Consider the following 16,913-nt stretch of genomic DNA (forward strand, 5'->3'; position numbering starts at 1 on the left):
GCTGCCCATGATCACCATTCGCCTGCGGCGGCGTGCCGCTGCCGCCGTCCTGTCCCTCGCCGCCGTCCTCGCGACCACGGCCGCCGTACCGTCGACCGCGGCGCCGGCCGCCTCCGCGAAGGCCGCCGCGCCCGCCTGCCCCCAGTTCGAGGACAAGATCAAGGCCGCCGCCGACCGCCGCGTCGACGTCGACCGCATCACGCCGACTCCCGTCTGGCGCACCACCTGCGGCACCCTCTACCGCAGCGACAGCCGGGCGCCCTCGGTCATCTTCGCGGAGGGCTTCCTGCCCAAGGACGTGGTGAACGGGCAGTACGACGTGGAGCAGTACGTCCTGGTCAACCAGCCGTCGCCGTACGTCTCCACGACCTACGACCACGACCTGTACAAGACCTGGTACAAGTCCGGCTACAACTACTACATCGACGCGCCAGGCGGCGTCGACGTCAACAAGACCATCGGTGACACCCACAAGTGGGCCGACCAGGTCGAGGTCGCCTTCCCCGGCGGGATCCTGCGCCAGTACGTCATCGGGGTCTGCCCGGTCGACAAGAAGACCAAGACCGAGATCATGGACGACTGCCAGGACAACCCGAACTACCTGCCCTGGCACTGAGGTTCAGGCCTTGAGCAGCAGTGCCTCGGCGCCGACCGGCACATAGCCGGCCGCCTGGAACGCCCGCATGCTGCGGGCGTTCCCCGGCGCGATCTGCGCCCACAGCGGCTCCGCGGCGAGCTGCCGGGCGGCACCCAGCAGGGCCCGGCCCAGCCCCCGCTGCCGTACCCCCTCGTCCACCTCCACGGAGACCTCCAGGCGTCCCGCGACGCCGCGGCCCAGCACCAGCACCCCGCCGTCCGCCGCCCAGGCGCGCACCTCGTCCCGGCGGGCCCGGGCGTAGGCGACCCGGGAGTGGTCGGGCCCGGTGAGCTCGGTCAGGGGGAGATCCGGGCGGCCGGGCAGCGGGTCGGCCACCAGCAGCGCGTCGATCGTCTCCTGCTCGCGGCCCGTGCGGTCCATCAGGGCGGTGAGGAAGCGCGAGTTCATCGTCGCGGCCAGCGGGTCGCTGGGGGTCGCGCGCAGGGTGTCGTACACCCACTCCGGGTCCTCGTCGACGAAGACCACCGAGTGAGCGGTGAAGGAGAGGACGCCCGCGTCCCGCGGGGACGGCTGCGGCACGACCGTCGTACGGCCGTCGGGCGGCGGGAAGACGCCCCGGGCCGCCGCGTCCAGAATGTCCCGCAAGGTCTCCACGGCCGTACTCCTCGACTCCTTGAGGACTCCTTGAGTCTCCACCCACTGGAAGGCCCACACTCGCAGACATGATCGAAGACGGCACCGGACTTCTCACCATCGGCGAGCTGGCGAAGGCCACCGGGCTGACCGTGCGCACCATCCGCTACTGGTCCGACGAGGGCGTGCTCACCCCGGTGACCCGGTCGCCGGGCGGCTACCGGCTGTACGACGCCGAGTCCTTCGCCCGCCTGGAGCTGATCCGCACCCTGCGTGAGCTGGGGCTCGGCCTCGGGCACGTGCGGGCGGTGCTCTCCGGTGAGCAGACCGTGGCCGAGGTGGCGGCCGCGCACGTGGCGGCGCTGGACGCGCAGATCAGGTCGCTGAAGGTGACCCGTGCGGTGCTGTCGACGGTGGCGCGACGTGGTTCGACCGCGGAGGAGATGACGCTCATGAACAAGCTGGCGCGGCTGTCGGCAGCCGAACGGAAGCGGATCATGGAGGAGTTCGTGGCGGAGCTGTTCCACGGGCTCGACGCCGTGGACCCGGCCATCGAGGAACGGATGCGCTCCATCGCGGTGGACCTGCCGGAGGAGCCCACCCCCGAGCAGGTGGACGCCTGGGTGGAGCTGGCGGAGATGGTCCAGGACCCGGAGTTCCGGGCGCAGATGCGGCGGGTGGTCGAGTTCAACGCGGCGGACCAGGGGGGCTCCGCCGCCCTCGGGCGGTCCACGTGGTTTCCCATGCGGCTGGTGCAGCTGGGCGCGGAGGCCCGCGAGCGGGGCATCGCCCCCGAGTCGCCGGAGGCGGAGGCGATCGTGCGGGAGGTGCTGGGGGACGGGGACCTGACCGCCGTACTCGAACGGATGGAGTCGGCGTCCAACGACCGGCTCGCCCGGTACCGGCAGTTGCTGTGCGAAGTGAAGGGTACGGGGCCCGCGGCCGCACACCGTGCGGAGTTCGCCTGGGTGGTCGCCGCACTGCGTGTTCGTGCGGCCGGTTAATCTGACCTCCGTCAACAGGCAGTAAAGCGTACGAAGGGGCGGATCCGGTGGCGGACATCGAGGAAGCACGCAAGCAGTTCGAGCGGATCGATACGGACGGTGACGGCGTCATCACCGCGGCCGAGTTCAAGACCGCCCTGGCGCAGGGGGGCGACTGGAACGTGACCGACACGGTCGCGGAGGCCATCATCAAGACCCGGGACCTCAACGGTGACAAGGTCCTGTCGTTCGACGAGTTCTGGGCCTACCTGAACAAGTAGGCGCAGGGAGCGCAGGGGGCCCGCCGACCGCGGGCCCCCTTTTTCTTGCCCGGGGGGCGGCGCTCACGCCCCCGTCTCGGCGCGGGCGATCAGGGTTCGCCCTCCCGCATCACGTGCACGTCGTCCGCGCACGGTACGACGCTCATCGCGCCGCGGCCCGGTTCACGGCGGGCAGCACCGCGCTCCGTCGCATGTCCGTAGCCGGTCAGCGCGTCGGCGAACGCGGTGAGCGGGCCGGTGCCGGTGCCGGTGCCCTCGTGGTCGCCGGTGCGGTCGGCCGTGCGCAGGGAGCAGAGGTATGCCGAACCGCCCTTCCTCGACTGGGAGTTGACGCGGAACACGGCTTCGTAGGGCCGGCCGAGGTCCACCGGGTCGACCGGCAGGTAGGGGACGGACCAGGGGACCTGGGCGTCGGGCACCCCCAACTCCAGCGCCCGGCGCGCGTGCTGCTCGAATCCCTTGCTGATCGCATCCTGGTGGGTGCCGGAGAACGCGGTGTGGACGAGCTCGCCGGCGGGGCCGGGCGGGGCGGGTGGTTCTGTTCGCGGGTCAGCCGGCGGGGCGGGTGATTCCGTTCGCGGTTCGGTCCGCAGTACCCGCCGCGGGGCGGTCGGTGGCTCTGCGGTACTGGCCCGGTGCCGTGCCGCACTCCCGCTTGAAGGCCTTGGCGAAGGCGAACTCCGAGGTGTAGCCGGTGTGTTCGGCGATCTGGCGCAGGGTGAGGGTGTTGTCGCGCAGGAGCCGGCCGGCGCTGGTCATCCGCCACCAGGTCAGGTAGGCCAGGGGCGGTTCGCCCACGAGCGCGGTGAAGCGGCGTGCGAAGGCCGCCCGGGACAGGCCTCCCCGGGCGGCGAGCTCGGCCACCGTCCAGGGGTGGGCCGGGTCGCCGTGGACGGCGCGCAGCGCCGCCGAGACCGCGGGGTCGACCAGCGCGGCGGACCAGCCCCGGCCCGGCTCGCCGTCCCGCTCCCGCTGCCACCAGGCGCGCAGGATGTAGAGCAGCAGGGTGTCGAGCAGCGAGGTGACGATGGCGTCCGCGCCCGGCTGCCGGTCCTCCAGTTCGATCCCGAGCAGCTCCACCGCGGCCCGCAGCGAGCGTTGGGCGCCCACCCGGGCGGGCAGATGGACCACCTCGGGCAGCTCGGAGAGCAGCCGGTGCGCGCGGGAGCGGTCCAACTGGTAGGCGCCGCAGAGCAGCACCGTGTCCGGCTCGGCCTCCCGTGCGGTACGCGGCGGTTCGGGCCAGCGGCCGTCCGGTCCCGGGCGCACGTCCTGCAGCGGTACGTCCGGTCCGCTGGCCAGTGCGTGCCCGTGACCGTGGGCCAGGAACACCACATCGCCGGGCCCCAGCGCCACCGGCTCGCCGGCCGCCGGCAGCAGCCACGCCGACCCGCGCAGCACCACGTGGAACCCGGCGCCCGACGAGGCCGCGAACCGCATCCCCCAGGGCGCGTGCTTGTCCCGGCGGGAGGAGTGCGGCCGCCCGGTGCGCATCGCGGCGACCGCGTCGCTCAGTACGTCCATGTCCACACCGTAGCCCGGCGAGACGCTCGGACAGGAAAGCGAGACAGCGGGGCATGGATCGTCTCGCGGACGCCGCCTAGCGTCGATCACATGTCGAACACCGCACGCACCGTGCTCTTCCACGAGATCGGCGGACCCGACGTCCTGACCATCGAGGACGTGCCGCTTCCCGGCCCCGGCCCCGGCCAGGTCGTCGTACGCGTCGAGGCGCTGGGCCTCAACCGGGCCGAAGTCCTGTTCCGCTCGGGCACCTACTACTACCAGCCGACCCTGCCCGCATCCCGGCTCGGCTACGAGGCCGCCGGGATCGTCGAGGCAGTCGGCGAGGGCGTCACCGAACCGGCCGTCGGCGACCCGGTGATCACCGGCCCAGGCATTGAGATGAGCGCGCGGGGCGTGTACGCGGAGCGCGTGGTCCTGCCCGCGGCCTCGGTCGTCCCGCGCCCCGACGGCGTGGACGCGGTCACCGGCGCCGCGGCCTGGCTGACGTACACGACGGCGTACGGCGGGCTGCTGGAGACCGCGGGGCTGCGGCCCGGCGACCGCGTCCTGATCACCGGGGCGTCCAGCGGTGTCGGCACCGCGGCGATCCAGGTCGCCCGCCGCATCGGCGCGGTCCCGCTCGCCACCACCCGCACCGAGGCCAAGCGGAAGCGGCTGCTGGAGCTGGGCGCGGCGGAGGTGATCGTCACCGGGGAGTCGACCACGGAGGCCGTGGCGAAGGAGGTCAGGCGGCTCACCGGGGGCAGCGGCGCCGAGGTGATGTTCGACGCGATCGGCGGCCCGGACTTCCGCCCGCTGGCGGAGAGCCTGGCCGCGGGCGGCTCGGTGGTGGTCTACGGCTGGCTGGGCAGCAGCCCCGCCGAGATCCCCTGGAACTGGCCCTTCACCATCCACACCTACGCCAACCAGGCCCTCACCTCGACCCCGGAGGGCCGGCGCCGCTCCACCGCCTTCCTCAACGCGGGCCTGGCCGACGGCGGCTTCCGCCCGGTCGTCGGTGAGGTCCTGGACGGCCTGGACCGCATCCGGGACGCGCACCGCCTGATGGAGTCCAACACGCACATCGGCAAGATCGTCGTGCGGATCTGAGAGCCGGGACCCGAGGTCCGGCACCGGGCCTCACCCGTTCGGCCCAGCCGTGGAATAGGCCACGCGCGCCCGAGGTTGTCGCCGCACAGCAGCGTGTGTATGCAAGTGCATGGACTCTCGAAAGGCGTGTCATGAAGATCGGCATCATCGGCGCGGGCAACATCGGCGGCAACCTCACCCGGCGGCTGACCGCCCTCGGTCACGACGTGTCCGTGGCGAACTCGCGGGGCCCCGAGACGCTCGCCGCACTGGCCGAGGAGACGGGAGCGACGGCGGTACGCGCCGAGGAGGCGGCGCGGGGCGCCGAGGTCGTGGTGGTCACGGTCCCGGTGAAGGCGGTCCCGGGCCTGCCGTCCGGCCTCCTGGACGGCGCCGCGGAGAACGCCGCCGTGATCGACACCGGCAACTACTACCCGCGGGAGCGGGACGGCCGGATCGCCGGCATCGAGGACGAGGGCATCACGGAGAGCCGCTGGACCGAACGGCAGATCGGCCACCCCGTGATCAAGGCCTTCAACGGCACCTTCGCCCAGGACATCCTGGACCGCGGGCACCCCGCCGGGGACCCCGACCGCCAGGCCGTCCCGGTCTCCGGCGACGACGAGGCGGCCAAGCGGGTCGTCCGCGCCCTGATCGACGAACTCGGCTTCGACACGGTCGACAACGGCGGCATCGACGACTCCTGGCGTCAGCAGCCGGGCACCCCGGTGTACGGCCTGCGGGCGGACGCCGAGGGCGTGCGCAAGGCCCTGGCGGAGGCGTCCCCGGAGCGCCCGGAGGGCTTCCGCGGCTGACGGTTCCGCCGGATCGGGCCGGTGGATCGAGCCGCCGGTCGGGCCGCCCTGATCCGCCGGAGGCGCCGGGGGACGTCCCGGCGCCTCCGGGGCGGGGGAGGAGGCTCAATCCTCCTTCGCTGCCCAGTCCTTGAGGGCGGCCTTGTCGGCGAAGTCGGCGACGTCCTTGTCGTGCGGGTCGCTGGTGTACTGGTGGAAAAGCCAGTCGGCCTGGATGCGGGGGTGGCCGGCGCTGACGTAGTCGGCGATCCAGAGGCCGTCGCCGGCGTACGAGGTGGTGTCGATGTTCAGCCAGAAATTCCGGTTGGTGTAGAGCACGACCCGGTGGCTGGGCCGCAGTTCCTTGACCTTGCGGATGAAGGAGTCCTTCTCGGCGTTGCTCGCGTGGGTGCCGTCGCCGGTGGTCTCCCAGTCGACGGCGAGGATCTCGCCCGCCTTCTCGGGGGCGTGTTCGACGAAGTACTCGGCCTGGGCGGTGAGGTTGCCGGGCCAGAGGAAGTGGTAGAAGCCGACGACCAGTCCGGCGTCGCGTCCGGTCTTGGCCTGGGCGGCGAGTTTGGGGTTGACGTACGAACGCCCCTCCGTCGCCTTGATGAAGACGAAGGAGAGGCCGTCCGTGTCGTAGCCGGAGGACTGGTACGCGCTCACGTCGATTCCGTGCAGCATGGGGGAACTCCCTGGGTGCCAGTGGGGTGACACGAGTTGCAACTGCGTATGTCGTATTCCCCGCCGCGCCGAGAGGGATCCGCGTGGGCGCGTGAATTGTCAGCTTCGGGCAGCCACCTCGCTGAGCACGGCCGCCGACTTCGTCGACCAGTCGGAGGTGATGATGCTGGCATGGTCGGCGGCCAGCAGCGCCAGCCGGGCCGCTACCTCGGCGTCGGTCGGAGCGGTCGAGGAGATCGCCGGTGAGACGTTGTAGGCGTCCGTCATGATCAGGATGTAGTGGTTCGCGGCGTAGAACGACGTGTCGTAGCCGTTGTTCACGTACGTCGCCGCGTCCCCGTCGAAGAACACGAACCAGGGCTGGATCGAGGCGTCGTACCTGCTGGTCCGGGGATCCCCGTTCGCGGCGCCCAGGACGGCGGGGAAGGCCTCGGCCTGGGAGATGTTCCCGGCCGCGTACAGGTCCCGCAGGTGGTCCCCGTACTCCTGGTCCGTCCAGTAGTGGTCGAACGGGTTGGCCTCCTCCACCGTGCCCGGGATCAGTTCGAAGATGAACTTGCCCTTCAGCTGGTCACGGGTGGGCCAGGCGTTGGCCTTGGCGGCGGCGTCGAGCGTCGAGTACGAGGAGCCGAGCAGGTCGGCCGGCTTGTAGACGCTGCTGCCCAGCTTCTGCGACACCAGCGTGTCGAACGCGGTGGGCCCGAGGCCGATGGTCTGGTTGAACCCGACCTTCATCTCGACCTTGACGACGATGGGCGCGTGGTCCGGGTGCAGTTGCTCCCAGGCCGCCATGTTGTCCAGGCAGCTCCCGAGATCCTGGCTGGTGGCCTGGCTGTACAACTGGCTGGGGGTGTTGGCGTATTCGCAGTTGTTGTTGTCGCCCCACGGGTTGCTGTGGCTGACCCGCCACCGCTTGCTGATGCTGTCGACGTAGACGTCCAGCTCCAGCAGCGAGGCCCCGGAGTCCAGGGCCTGCGCCCAGTAGGTGTACTTGGCCTTGTCGTACGCGTTGTGCGTGCCGATGCTGGTGGTCTCGGAGAACTTCGCCGCGTTCAGGCCGGTGTCCGCGTGCGCGGCGGAGCCCGCCATCACGAACAGGGCCCCGGCACCCACGACCGCCGCCAGCCGTCTCAGTACGCGCATGACCCAACTCCCTTGGGTTGATGGTGAGTTGGCGGCAGCGTAGAAGCAATCGGTTACTGATCGGTAGCCCCTGGGGGAACATCCTCCTCCGGAACCGGCTCAGGACTCTCGGGACTCAGTAGGCCGCACGTACGCTGGGCGCATGCCGAGGCCGGAGGAGGCGCTGGTGGGGACGGGTCCGGTGGCGGGGCGGCGGCCAGTGGGCCTGTTCGTGGGGCTGTGCACCCTGGACGTCATCCAGCTGGTGGACCATGTACCGGGGCCGGACGAGAAGCTGACGGCCCGTGACCAGGTGGCCGCCGCGGGCGGTCCGGCCACCGGTGCGGCCGTGGCCTTCGGCCGTCTGGGCGGCCTGCCCCGGCTGCTCACGGGCCTCGGCTCGCATCCGCTGGCACTGGGCGTCCGGGCGGACCTCGACGCGCTCGGCGTGCGCGTCACCGACCTTGCCGCCGGGCGCGCGGACCCGCCCGCGGTGTCCTCGGTCCTGGTGACCGCGTCGACCGGAGAGCGTGCGGTCGCCTCCACCAACGCGGCCGGGCACCGGCTGCGGGCCCCGGCCGGTCTGGAGGAGCTGGTGGTGTCGTGCGACATCGCCGAGTTCGACGGGCATCACATGGACCTGGCCGTCGACGTCGCGCACGCCGCCCGCTCGGCCGGCCGCCGCACCGTCCTCGACGCGGGCAGCTGGAAGGACGGCACGGAGAAGCTGCTGGCGTCGACCGACGTCGCCGTGTGCTCGGCGGACTTCCGCCCGCCCGGTACCGCCACGCCCGCCGAGACCCTGGAGTTCCTCCGGGACCACGGGGTGACCTGGGTGGCGGTCACCGGTGGCGGGGCGCCGATCCTGTGGGCGGGGCCCGGTGGCGGTGGCCTCGTCGGCGTTCCCGAGACCCGCGTGGTGGACACGCTGGGCGCGGGAGACGTCCTGCACGGAGCCCTCGCCCGTTACCTGAGCGGACACGACCGCATCGACGGGCCGGCCTTCGCGGACGCCCTGGCCCGGGCCGCGGCGGTGGCCTCCCGCGCGTGCGCCTCCTTCGGCACGCGCGCGTGGCTGGCCGCGGACTGACCGGCGGCATGCCCCACATCCCCCGCCGGCAGGAACGGGCCACGGCCGGACACTCACCCCGTCTCACCGACGTCGTCATGCACTACGACGCGGAACTCGACCTGCGGACGGTGACCGTCAGCACTTGCTGTGGGCGTGGGCGTGGGCGTGGGCGTGGGCGTGGGTGTGGGTGTGGGCAGGTAGGTGGGTGAGGCCGGGGGCGAACGGTGGGGCGGCGGGATCTCGGGGGTGCGGGAGCGGGCGTGGGTCGGGGGCGCGGTCGTCGCCGGGTGCGAGCCGCCGCTGTTGCCGTCCGCCGAGGAGTCGCGGAGATTGCCCGTCGCCTCGACCGCGGCGCCGCACACGAGCAGCACCACGGCGAGCGCGGTCAGTCCGACGGAGGCGCGCAGTGCCCGGGACGCCGTGGAACGCGAGTCGACGTCCGTCATCAGTCCACGTACTCCTGGGCGACCTGGACGTACTCGAAGCCCTTGACGTCCGTGGCGATCTGCATCTGACCGGTCTTCGACGAGGCGATCAGGGTGTTGAGCAGGCCGGTGATCGCCGCGCTCAGCGCCGACTCGGTGTCCGTACCGTCGGCGATGAACAGCGCCTTGGTCGCCACCTGTTCCAGCACGTCGCGCCTCGCTCCGCCGAAGCCGTAGGCGATCACGTGCGGGTGGCGCGGCCAGTCCCTGTCCACCAGGGCGCGGAACGGGTTCTGCCAGTTCGCGTCGGTCGGACCGCCGTCGGTCAGGAAGAAGACCGTCGGCCGCAGCACGCTGAAGTTCTGCATCCTCAGGTTGTCGACGTCCTGTTCGATGCACTCCCGCACCCGGTCGAAGGTCTTGCCGTACGACGTACCGCCGCCGCAGATCACCTCGGGCATGGCCGGCACCTGCTCCATGTCCGACATCGGGATCACCACGTGCACGTCGGTGGAGAAGGCGATCACGCAGACCCGGGCGAACTCCGAGACGCGGGGATTCGTCGCCAGGTTGTAGTGCAGACGGGAGAGGGTCGCGTTGAGCAGTGCCTCTTGTTTCTTCATCGACGAGGACGCGTCGATCACCACGTAGGTGGGTAGGCAGAGTGACATTTTGCACCTCGGAGCTAGTGGTTGGCGGCGATGACGAAGAGCAGGATCACCGCTATGACGAGCACGACGACCCACCCGTCGTGCGAGGTGGAATCGGGCTTCTTCACGCCGGGCGACGCGGGCTTCTGTACTGCCTCGGCAGGCTTCGGCTGGGGTTTGCTCACGGCCGTGCCGGTGCCGGTGCCGGTGCCGGCGGGCGGCAGCGCGGGCAGCGCGGGCAGCGTGGTGCGCGTCGGACGCGGCACGGTCCTGAGATAGGGCCCGCCGTTCAGCGCCTGGTTCAGCTGGGCGGCCGAGGGCCGTCGCTCGCGGTCGGTCGTGAGCAGCATGTCGAGCAGTACTTCGGAGACGGCGGGCTGGTTCTCCCAGGGGGACGCGGCGACGGCGTGGAAGGCGCGCGCGTCACGTTGACCCGTCATGCATTTCGCGACGAGCAGTCCGAGCCGGTAGCGGTCGGTGTACTCGTCCGCGTCGGTGCCCGGCGGCGTCAACGGGTCGGCCCAGTTCGGCTGGTGGATGTCAGGCATCTTCTTCGGCTGACAGCCGTCGACGTCGATGAGGTAGACGGAACGCTGATCCGGGCTCCAGAAGGCGTTGGAGAACGACCAGTCCGAGTAGACCAGGCCCAGGCTCTCCAGGATCGCGGCCAGCTCCGTCAGCCGGCGACAGGCGGCCAGCCTGCCCGCAGGGCCGGGGGGCGGCAGTCCGACGCCCCGGTTCGACTCGTCGGACTTCGCCAGCCAGTCGATCTCCACGAAGCGGCGCTCGCCGAACGCGCCGCGCCGCAGTTCGGAACGGTACTGCTCGGGTGCCATCGGGATCACGCAGCCGACAGCCGGGTTGCCGGGCTCGTGGATCCGGGCCGCGGGCCAGCAGGTTCCGGCGTACAGGACCGCACGATCCGCCTCCGGCAGGGTGCCCGGAGCCGAGATCAGCAGGTCGAGCCGCTGGGCGTCCTCCGGGTGCTGGTCGGGCCGGTAGAGCTTGGCCAGCCAGCCCGGATGGTTCGTCAGCGGCCGCACGGCGACGGCCTGGCCGTTGTGTTCGGAGATCGGCTCGGCCAGGGGCCCGAGATCGCTGACGCTCACGGCCCGTGGCAGCACCCAGCCCCGCGGATCGGCCGCCGGGCCGTCGCCGTCGTCGGCTTTGTCGTCGGTGCCGTCGATGAGGCGGGGTTCTGTCATGCCCGGCCACCGTTCCACGTCACCACGGCGGTGCGGTCGTCGAGGCACTGCGGTGCGTCGAAGCCGACGTCGGCGATGAACCGCGTGGCCGGGACCGGCGAGCGCCAGGCGTTCGCGAAGTACTCGTTGACGTTGCCCGCCGTGTCCGCCCACGCGTCGCCGATCCCGTCCGTGACCAGGGCGAGGGCCGCGCCGGGAGCCAGCGTGAGGTAGTGGTCCCTGGCCAGTTGCGGCGTGTCCGGCAGCCGCCCGGCGACCTCGTTCGAGACCACCGCGGCCGTGCGGTCCTTGGCATCGCCGGCGGAGATCCGCCAGAGCGGGACGCGCGGATCGAGTGTCCAGGCCGAACTGTCGCCGAGCCACCCGACCCAGGCCTCCGCGACGCCGTTCGCGTCCGGCTCGGCGAGCACCGCGGTGATCAGTACGGTGGCCACGTGCGCGGTGCCGACGCCGCGTCCGGCCGCGTGCGCGGCGACCGATTCGGCGATCCGCCCGTACAGCTCCTTCGCATCGAGCCCGCCGAAGCCCACCGTCTCGATCTGCTCGCGCAGCAGGGTGACGGCCTGACTGGAGGCGGTGGTGGCCCCGGCGTCGGACCAGGCCGCGCTGGACAGGCCGTCGGCCACGGCCACGATCGCGTACCGGCTGTCCCTGCTCCGCCCGATCCGGTAGGAGTCCTGCCGCGGCTCGGCGGGCCGGGCGCAGCGGTGGCCGGGCCCGATGACGGAGGCCGCGCGGACGGTGAAGGCACCGACCGTGGCCTCGTCGGCGGCGATCCCGTTCTGTGCCGTGCGCTCCGGCAGCAGCCAGGGGTAGTCCTGGGCACGGGCGCCGTCGCCGAAGCGCGGAACGCTCAGATCGGTCGGCCGCTCGCGGAGGAACGGCTGGGGCCTCGGGGCCTGGTGCTGCGGGGCCTGGTGCTGCGGTGCCGCCGGGCCGGTGACGTAGCGGCAGACCGGAACCGTCGTACGCGGCTGGGGTTCCTGTTCGAGCCGATCCCGCTGCCGGGCGAGCGTCGCGGCGGACTCGGACCCCAGCACGGCCGCCGCTCCGACGACACCCACTGCCGCGAGGGCGAACACGTCCACGAGCAGGCCGTACCGCCGATGCTCCGTGCCGACCTCGATGAAGGCCCCGATGACGACGGCCACGAGCAGCACCGCCCGCACCCGTCCGTCCATGAGGTCGTCCCGCCGGCCGTCGCCCCGGCTCACGGCCGTTCCCCGGAATCGCGGGAATCGGAATCATGGGAATCGGAGTCGCCGGAATTCGGTCGGGAGGCAAAGTGCTGATTACCGTGCTGTACCGCGAATACTTCACCAGAATCGGTGGCGGAATTGACCTGGATCACGATGTCCGGCCTTTCTGGGATTCGCAGCGAAGCCAGGGCCATGACGTCCTGGGCGAGATCCGGGTTCCGGTCGAGCAGCTGGGACAGGGCCTCGGTCCAGTAGTCCACTGACCCGGCGTCGACCGCTCCCCTCGTGGCGGTCGACTGCCGGTTCAGTGCGGCGGACAGCTCGTTGCGGCGACCGCTGCGAGCCTGTGCGAGGACACCGCTCATCAGCCTCTTCGCCTCCAGCCAGAGATCCGTGCCCATTGCGGAGACCAGAGCGGTGGCGCCGCTCGCGGCCAGCTCGGTGAGTTCCTCGTTCATCGGCGGGTGTCAACCTCGGTCGTTGTGGCGGATGAACTGGTCGCCCCGGTGGACGGCGAAGGCCGTGCTGTTTCCCGTGGTCCGGACGAGTTGCTCCGCGGTCCGCGGCCCGGGTTCCGCCGGCCGCGTCCCGGGTTCCGCGGGAAGCTCGCCGGAGCCGGAATCCCGGCCGGAATCGACGCGTGGCCCGACGGGGCTGCCGGGATACCAGAGCCAGGCCCGCGCGGCGTACTCCTTGACCCGGACGTCGGCCGCGGTGAAGGCGTCGGCTTCGAGCCCCTGGTAGCCGTGCCCGACCGTCTCCTCGTAGAAGTGCTGCGAAAGGATCGCGGCCACCGGGGTGCCGCTGGTACCGGTCAGGATCGCGTTCCGCAGCGGGGCCGAGTCGAGCAGCCGGGCCAGCGCCTCGAAGGGGGCGCCGGAGACCGTGCCGTCCGGATCGAACCCGACCTCCCCCGCGTGCACCGCGGCCCGCACCCGCAGCCGGATGTCCGCGCCGGCGTGCCGGTTGTGCTCGCGGATCCGTGAACCCAGCTCCGGGAGCAGCGGGAACAGCAGCCTGGCCTTGGGCAACGAGGCCGGGGCGACGAGCTGGCAGCCGTCGCCGGTGTCGATGTACACGAAGTCCCGCGCGTCCAGTTCCGCGCTGTCCAGGGCACCGGACAGCGCGGAACGCAGAACGCTGCGGATCTCCTGCAGCCGCTGCTGGCCGCGGCCCGCGGAGCCCGCGATGTCGCAGGCCAGCAGGGCTCGGTATTCATACCTCGGATTCACAATTCCTCCGCGATCACGACGAGGTCCGGCAATTCGAAGATCGATTTGCCGACGTCCCGGTTATCCGGTGTCGACAAGATGATTGACGAGACCGTAGAGGAGGGGTCCTCGGGTAGAACGGCTACTAATACGGCTTGTGCGGTTTCGGCCGGACGAGGAGAGAGGTGTGGCGGATGAACAACACACGGGTTCGCGGCGCCGTGGCCTACTGGCCGGCGGCCGGGCTGCTCGGCCAGGTCGACGAGGCCGACCGCGCGATCCTGCTGGGACTCGGCCACCGCGTGGTCTACCCGGCCGGTCAGATCACCATCCGCGAGGCCGACACCTCGGACTTCGCGCTGCTCCTGCTCGGCGGCACGGTGAAGGTCACCGCGCACGCGCAGGACGGCCGCGAGGCGCTGCTGGCCGTGCGGATGGCCGGGGACCTGGTCGGGGAACTCGCCGGGATCGACGGGCATCCGCGCATCGGCACCGTGACCGCCTGCGGCAGGGTGCTGGCCCGCTACATCCTGCGCTCCGAACTGCTGGAGTGCACGAAACAGCACCCCGCCATAGGACTCGCACTCAGCGCGAGCGTGGTGGCCAAGCTGCGCACGGCGACCGGCCGGATCGTCGACTTCACCGGTTGCGACGTGCTCGGGCGGCTGGCCAGGATCCTGCACCACCTGGCCGTGACCTACGGGCGTCCCGGCCGGAACGAAGCCCAACTCCCGCTGTCACAGCCGGAGATGGCCACCCTGGTCGGTGCGGCCGAGTCGTCGGTCCACAAGGCCCTGCGGGCACTGCGGGAGTCGGGCGCGGTCGTGACCGGCTACCGCAGGATCACGATCACCGACTTGGAGCACCTCGCCCGGATCGCCGTCGCGGCCGGGCCCGCCGGATCGCCGGCGATCTCGCCGAACACGTAATAGCGCCGGGTTCGCACGACGGGTCGGCGTCAGCATGGCCCAGTGCCGGGACCCGAGCGTGGAAGAGGACGGGGAAGCAGATGCCAGAGAACAGCGGTGCTCCGGACGCCGCCGAGGGGATCCGGGCCGGCGACGTGTCCGGAACGATGATCGTAGGCAGCCAGAACACCGTGAGCAACGTGAGGATCACCGCCGAGTACGGTGCGACCGTCACCGTGCACCCGGGGCCGCTGCCGGATCCGGTCAAGCGCCGGCGGATCTCCCAGCTGCCACGGTCCGCCGCCGAGCCGCTGATCGGACGTGCGCGGGACGTGCACGTACTGCGACAGGCGATCGAGACACGTCAGTTGGTGCAGGTCTGGGGTGCGCCCGGGGTCGGCAAGAGTGCGTTGCTGCGCCTCCTCGCGGGCACGACGGAGCACGGGCCCGAAGGCGCGGCCTACATCGAAGCCGGCGGACGTACGGCCGACGACATCGCGCAGGCGATATTCGACATCAGCTTCGACGCACCGAACTACAAGCCGTCGCTGGAGGTGCTGAAGGAGCACCTGAAGACCCTGCGACTGCGGATCTACCTGGACGACGCGGGACTCGACGAGAAGGACCTGCGCCGGCTCTTCGACATGGCCGAGCAGTCCACGTTCGTCTTCACCTCGCAGCAGCGGTCCGCGGTCGACGGTGTGCACGCGATCCGCCTCGAAGGGCTGACGGCCCCGGCGGCGGCGGAACTGGTGGAGGCGCTGCTCTCCCGCGCGCTGCGGCCCGACGAGACGCCGATCGTGGGCGCGCTGTGCGACGCGGTGGCCGGCAACCCGCTCCGGCTGCGGCGCATCGCCCTGTCGGCCGCGACCGGCAAGGGCCTGCCGGGGATCGCCGATCTCCCCGAACTGCTTCCCGCGCTGCTGAACAGGCTCCGGCCGCAGGAGCGCGACCTGCTGCACCTGCTCGGCTCGCTGTCCGGTGCCGAGTTGGCCGCCCGGCATCTCGATGATCTGCTCGGCCGGTCGGACACCGACGCGCTCGCCGGCGGTCTGGTGCGACACGGCCTGCTGCTCGCCTCGGAGACCGGCTACCGCTGTCCGCCGGACGTCGCCGAGTGCGTGCTGAACACGCGGAGGACGGTGTTTCCCGCCGATCGGCTCTGCCGGACGCTCACCGCGTGGGTCGAGGCGAGGGACACCACCCCGGACGACGTCGCGGCACACTTCCAGGCCCTGGACGTCGCGGTGTTGCGAGCGGAGCATAACGGACACGCCCAGCTCGGCACGGCGCTGGCCCGTGCGGCCTCGCCGAAGCTGGCGCTGTCCCGGCAGTTCGACGCGTGGGGCAGCCTGCTCGGAGTCGGCTGGGCGGCGGCGAAGAGGGCGGGAGACAAGCAGGGTGAGGACTTCTTCCTGCGCGAGGCCCGCAACCGCCGCAAAGCGCTCGGGCGGGCCGCGCAGACGACGGCCCTGGCGCTCGAGGCGGGGGTGCTCTGGCGGGAACTCACCGCTCTGCACGCGCATTCGGCGGCCCACCAGGCCGTCAACGCGGCGTCGGCCACCGCCCCGCCGATCACCACACCGCCGGTCCACCCGGTCACCCCGACGCACGGCGCGGTCCACACGCAGGCCTTCACACACCCGACCGCCGCCACGTCCGCCACCTCGGCGCCCGCGCACACGGCCTTGCCCGTCCACGGGACGAGGCCGGTGGTCGACCTGTCCCATTCCTCCGCCCAGTCGCAGGTCACCGCCCATGTGACCACCGCACACCCGGCCGCACCGATACCCCAGCGGGTCGACCTCTCGCAGGCGCACCCTTCCGTTGCCCACTCGACGCACGCCGTGAGCGCCCCCGCGACCGCGACGAGCACAGGCCACACGGCACTCACCGCCGCCGGTGCGGCGGCCGGCAAGGGCGGAATATCGGCACTCGCCCTCGCCTGCACGATCGGCCTCGCGGCCGTACTGGGCGTGGGGGCCATGGTCTACGCGGACGATCAACCGGATTCGTCTCCGGCCGCCGCGTCGAGTTCCGTCAGCACGCCCGACCCGAGCGACGACACCTACGGCGACACCTACGGCGACACCTACGGCGACACCTCGCCCACCGTCGATCCCGTGTGCGCGACCGTGATCCCCGACCTGTCGTCGGAGCTCCAGCAGTACAGCACCGACGCCGCCATCGCGTCCGACGCGGTCGACTCGTACAACACGGACATGGGCGCCTACAACTCGGGTCAGACGTCCACCGTTCCCGACGACAGCACGTTGCTCTCCGAGGTCGGCACCGTCATCAGCGACCTGAATTCCGTCGAGTCCACGTTGCGGGGGGCCATCTCGCAAGCCCAGGACGGCAACGTGGCATCAGACCTCGGCGACATGCTGACCGCCACTCAGCAGCTCGAGAGCCTGTATCAGTCGTACGAGAACGATCCGAGCAACTCCGAGGTCGATCCGTCGAGTCAGGCCTTGGCGATGAACTCGGCGTCAGACAGCCTGCAGACCGACTGCGGCGAATGACCTTCCTCTCCGAGACCGACCAAGA

At 71.5% G+C, this 16,913-nt stretch carries 18 protein-coding genes and 1 pseudogene; 8 read left to right on the plus strand and 11 right to left on the minus strand.

Going from position 1 to position 16,913, the window contains the following annotated elements; translation table 11 throughout:
* Positions 1-7 precede the first annotated feature (7 nt).
* Positions 8-616 carry an ADP-ribosyltransferase gene (locus ACFWPS_RS33185; RefSeq protein ID WP_383711832.1) on the plus strand — a complete coding sequence of 203 codons (609 nt, stop codon included), beginning with the start codon at positions 8-10 and terminating at the stop codon, positions 614-616.
* Between the two features lie 3 nt (positions 617-619).
* Here ACFWPS_RS33185 and ACFWPS_RS33190 read toward each other — a convergent pair whose 3' ends face one another.
* Positions 620-1,252, minus strand: a complete 633-nt coding sequence (locus ACFWPS_RS33190) for a GNAT family N-acetyltransferase (RefSeq protein ID WP_383711835.1) — start codon at positions 1,250-1,252, stop codon at positions 620-622.
* Positions 1,253-1,320: 68 nt separating this feature from the next.
* Between ACFWPS_RS33190 and ACFWPS_RS33195 the strand changes: the two genes are divergently transcribed.
* A complete protein-coding gene (locus tag ACFWPS_RS33195; RefSeq protein ID WP_383711838.1) occupies positions 1,321-2,235 on the plus strand; it encodes a MerR family transcriptional regulator in 915 nt (304 codons plus the stop codon).
* Between the two features lie 47 nt (positions 2,236-2,282).
* Positions 2,283-2,495 carry an EF-hand domain-containing protein gene (locus tag ACFWPS_RS33200; protein ID WP_383711840.1) on the plus strand — a complete coding sequence of 71 codons (213 nt, stop codon included), beginning with the start codon at positions 2,283-2,285 and terminating at the stop codon, positions 2,493-2,495.
* 293 nt (positions 2,496-2,788) lie between these two features.
* Here ACFWPS_RS33200 and ACFWPS_RS33205 read toward each other — a convergent pair.
* Together ACFWPS_RS33205 and ACFWPS_RS33210 are read right to left on the minus strand one after the other, a co-directional pair.
* Positions 2,789-3,031: pseudogene (locus ACFWPS_RS33205) on the minus strand (2-isopropylmalate synthase); the annotation flags it as partial.
* Between the two features lie 13 nt (positions 3,032-3,044).
* Positions 3,045-4,019 carry an AraC family transcriptional regulator gene (locus ACFWPS_RS33210; RefSeq protein ID WP_383711843.1) on the minus strand — a complete coding sequence of 325 codons (975 nt, stop codon included), beginning with the start codon at positions 4,017-4,019 and terminating at the stop codon, positions 3,045-3,047.
* A 90-nt stretch (positions 4,020-4,109) separates the two neighbouring features.
* On the opposite strand from ACFWPS_RS33210, the gene ACFWPS_RS33215 reads away from it, so the two are divergent.
* Both ACFWPS_RS33215 and ACFWPS_RS33220 read left to right on the plus strand, forming a co-directional pair.
* A complete protein-coding gene (locus ACFWPS_RS33215) occupies positions 4,110-5,111 on the plus strand; it encodes a zinc-dependent alcohol dehydrogenase family protein (RefSeq protein WP_383711846.1) in 1,002 nt (333 codons plus the stop codon).
* A gap of 95 nt (positions 5,112-5,206) precedes the next feature.
* Entirely contained in the window at positions 5,207-5,905 is a 699-nt protein-coding gene (locus ACFWPS_RS33220) for an NADPH-dependent F420 reductase (RefSeq protein ID WP_383711849.1), read from the plus strand.
* A 105-nt stretch (positions 5,906-6,010) separates the two neighbouring features.
* Here the strand turns inward: ACFWPS_RS33220 and ACFWPS_RS33225 are convergent, their stop codons facing one another.
* Both ACFWPS_RS33225 and ACFWPS_RS33230 read right to left on the minus strand, forming a co-directional pair.
* On the minus strand, positions 6,011-6,571 hold the full coding sequence (locus tag ACFWPS_RS33225; protein ID WP_383711851.1) for a glycoside hydrolase family 25 protein: 561 nt from the start codon (positions 6,569-6,571) through the stop codon (positions 6,011-6,013).
* 99 nt (positions 6,572-6,670) lie between these two features.
* On the minus strand, positions 6,671-7,714 hold the full coding sequence (locus tag ACFWPS_RS33230; RefSeq protein ID WP_383711854.1) for a phosphatidylinositol-specific phospholipase C domain-containing protein: 1,044 nt from the start codon (positions 7,712-7,714) through the stop codon (positions 6,671-6,673).
* Between the two features lie 142 nt (positions 7,715-7,856).
* On the opposite strand from ACFWPS_RS33230, the gene ACFWPS_RS33235 reads away from it, so the two are divergent.
* The gene (locus ACFWPS_RS33235) at positions 7,857-8,783 is read left to right on the plus strand and encodes a PfkB family carbohydrate kinase (protein WP_383711857.1); all 927 of its coding nucleotides are present in this window, start codon (positions 7,857-7,859) and stop codon (positions 8,781-8,783) included.
* Positions 8,784-8,836: 53 nt separating this feature from the next.
* Here ACFWPS_RS33235 and ACFWPS_RS33240 read toward each other — a convergent pair whose 3' ends face one another.
* Genes ACFWPS_RS33240 through ACFWPS_RS33265 form a run of 6 tightly spaced genes read right to left on the minus strand, consistent with a single transcriptional unit; the run spans position 8,837 to position 13,476 of the window.
* The gene (locus ACFWPS_RS33240) at positions 8,837-9,211 is read right to left on the minus strand and encodes a hypothetical protein (protein ID WP_383711860.1); all 375 of its coding nucleotides are present in this window, start codon (positions 9,209-9,211) and stop codon (positions 8,837-8,839) included.
* Positions 9,211-9,861 carry a VWA domain-containing protein gene (locus ACFWPS_RS33245; RefSeq protein ID WP_383711862.1) on the minus strand — a complete coding sequence of 217 codons (651 nt, stop codon included), beginning with the start codon at positions 9,859-9,861 and terminating at the stop codon, positions 9,211-9,213. The genes ACFWPS_RS33240 and ACFWPS_RS33245 overlap by 1 nt, the downstream gene beginning before the upstream one ends.
* A 14-nt stretch (positions 9,862-9,875) precedes the next feature.
* The gene (locus ACFWPS_RS33250; RefSeq protein ID WP_383711864.1) at positions 9,876-11,045 is read right to left on the minus strand and encodes a hypothetical protein; all 1,170 of its coding nucleotides are present in this window, start codon (positions 11,043-11,045) and stop codon (positions 9,876-9,878) included.
* Positions 11,042-12,259, minus strand: coding sequence for a protein phosphatase 2C domain-containing protein (locus ACFWPS_RS33255; protein WP_383711867.1), 1,218 nt, complete (start codon positions 12,257-12,259; stop codon positions 11,042-11,044). Before ACFWPS_RS33255 ends, ACFWPS_RS33250 begins: the two co-directional genes overlap by 4 nt.
* On the minus strand, positions 12,256-12,702 hold the full coding sequence (locus ACFWPS_RS33260; protein ID WP_383711868.1) for a hypothetical protein: 447 nt from the start codon (positions 12,700-12,702) through the stop codon (positions 12,256-12,258). Before ACFWPS_RS33260 ends, ACFWPS_RS33255 begins: the two co-directional genes overlap by 4 nt.
* A 9-nt stretch (positions 12,703-12,711) precedes the next feature.
* A complete protein-coding gene (locus tag ACFWPS_RS33265) occupies positions 12,712-13,476 on the minus strand; it encodes a hypothetical protein (RefSeq protein WP_383711871.1) in 765 nt (254 codons plus the stop codon).
* Positions 13,477-13,649: 173 nt separating this feature from the next.
* Between ACFWPS_RS33265 and ACFWPS_RS33270 the strand changes: the two genes are divergently transcribed.
* On the plus strand, positions 13,650-14,384 hold the full coding sequence (locus ACFWPS_RS33270) for a Crp/Fnr family transcriptional regulator (RefSeq protein ID WP_383711874.1): 735 nt from the start codon (positions 13,650-13,652) through the stop codon (positions 14,382-14,384).
* Positions 14,385-14,464: 80 nt separating this feature from the next.
* Entirely contained in the window at positions 14,465-16,888 is a 2,424-nt protein-coding gene (locus tag ACFWPS_RS33275; RefSeq protein WP_383711877.1) for a hypothetical protein, read from the plus strand.
* Positions 16,889-16,913 lie beyond the last annotated feature (25 nt).

This window comes from Streptomyces sp. NPDC058457 (assembly GCF_042720695.1).
Lineage (GTDB): Bacteria > Actinomycetota > Actinomycetes > Streptomycetales > Streptomycetaceae > Streptomyces.

Coding starts and splice junctions, on each gene's coding strand:
- ACFWPS_RS33240 (WP_383711860.1), bottom strand. CDS start 9,211: ATGACGGACGTCGACTCGCGTTCCACGGCGTCCCGGGCACTGCGCGCC.
- ACFWPS_RS33260 (WP_383711868.1), bottom strand. CDS start 12,702: ATGAACGAGGAACTCACCGAGCTGGCCGCGAGCGGCGCCACCGCTCTG.
- ACFWPS_RS33230 (WP_383711854.1), bottom strand. CDS start 7,714: ATGCGCGTACTGAGACGGCTGGCGGCGGTCGTGGGTGCCGGGGCCCTG.
- ACFWPS_RS33225 (WP_383711851.1), bottom strand. CDS start 6,571: ATGCTGCACGGAATCGACGTGAGCGCGTACCAGTCCTCCGGCTACGAC.
- ACFWPS_RS33270 (WP_383711874.1), top strand. CDS start 13,650: ATGAACAACACACGGGTTCGCGGCGCCGTGGCCTACTGGCCGGCGGCC.
- ACFWPS_RS33235 (WP_383711857.1), top strand. CDS start 7,857: ATGCCGAGGCCGGAGGAGGCGCTGGTGGGGACGGGTCCGGTGGCGGGG.
- ACFWPS_RS33210 (WP_383711843.1), bottom strand. CDS start 4,019: ATGGACGTACTGAGCGACGCGGTCGCCGCGATGCGCACCGGGCGGCCG.
- ACFWPS_RS33195 (WP_383711838.1), top strand. CDS start 1,321: ATGATCGAAGACGGCACCGGACTTCTCACCATCGGCGAGCTGGCGAAG.
- ACFWPS_RS33250 (WP_383711864.1), bottom strand. CDS start 11,045: ATGACAGAACCCCGCCTCATCGACGGCACCGACGACAAAGCCGACGAC.
- ACFWPS_RS33275 (WP_383711877.1), top strand. CDS start 14,465: ATGCCAGAGAACAGCGGTGCTCCGGACGCCGCCGAGGGGATCCGGGCC.
- ACFWPS_RS33245 (WP_383711862.1), bottom strand. CDS start 9,861: ATGTCACTCTGCCTACCCACCTACGTGGTGATCGACGCGTCCTCGTCG.
- ACFWPS_RS33215 (WP_383711846.1), top strand. CDS start 4,110: ATGTCGAACACCGCACGCACCGTGCTCTTCCACGAGATCGGCGGACCC.
- ACFWPS_RS33185 (WP_383711832.1), top strand. CDS start 8: ATGATCACCATTCGCCTGCGGCGGCGTGCCGCTGCCGCCGTCCTGTCC.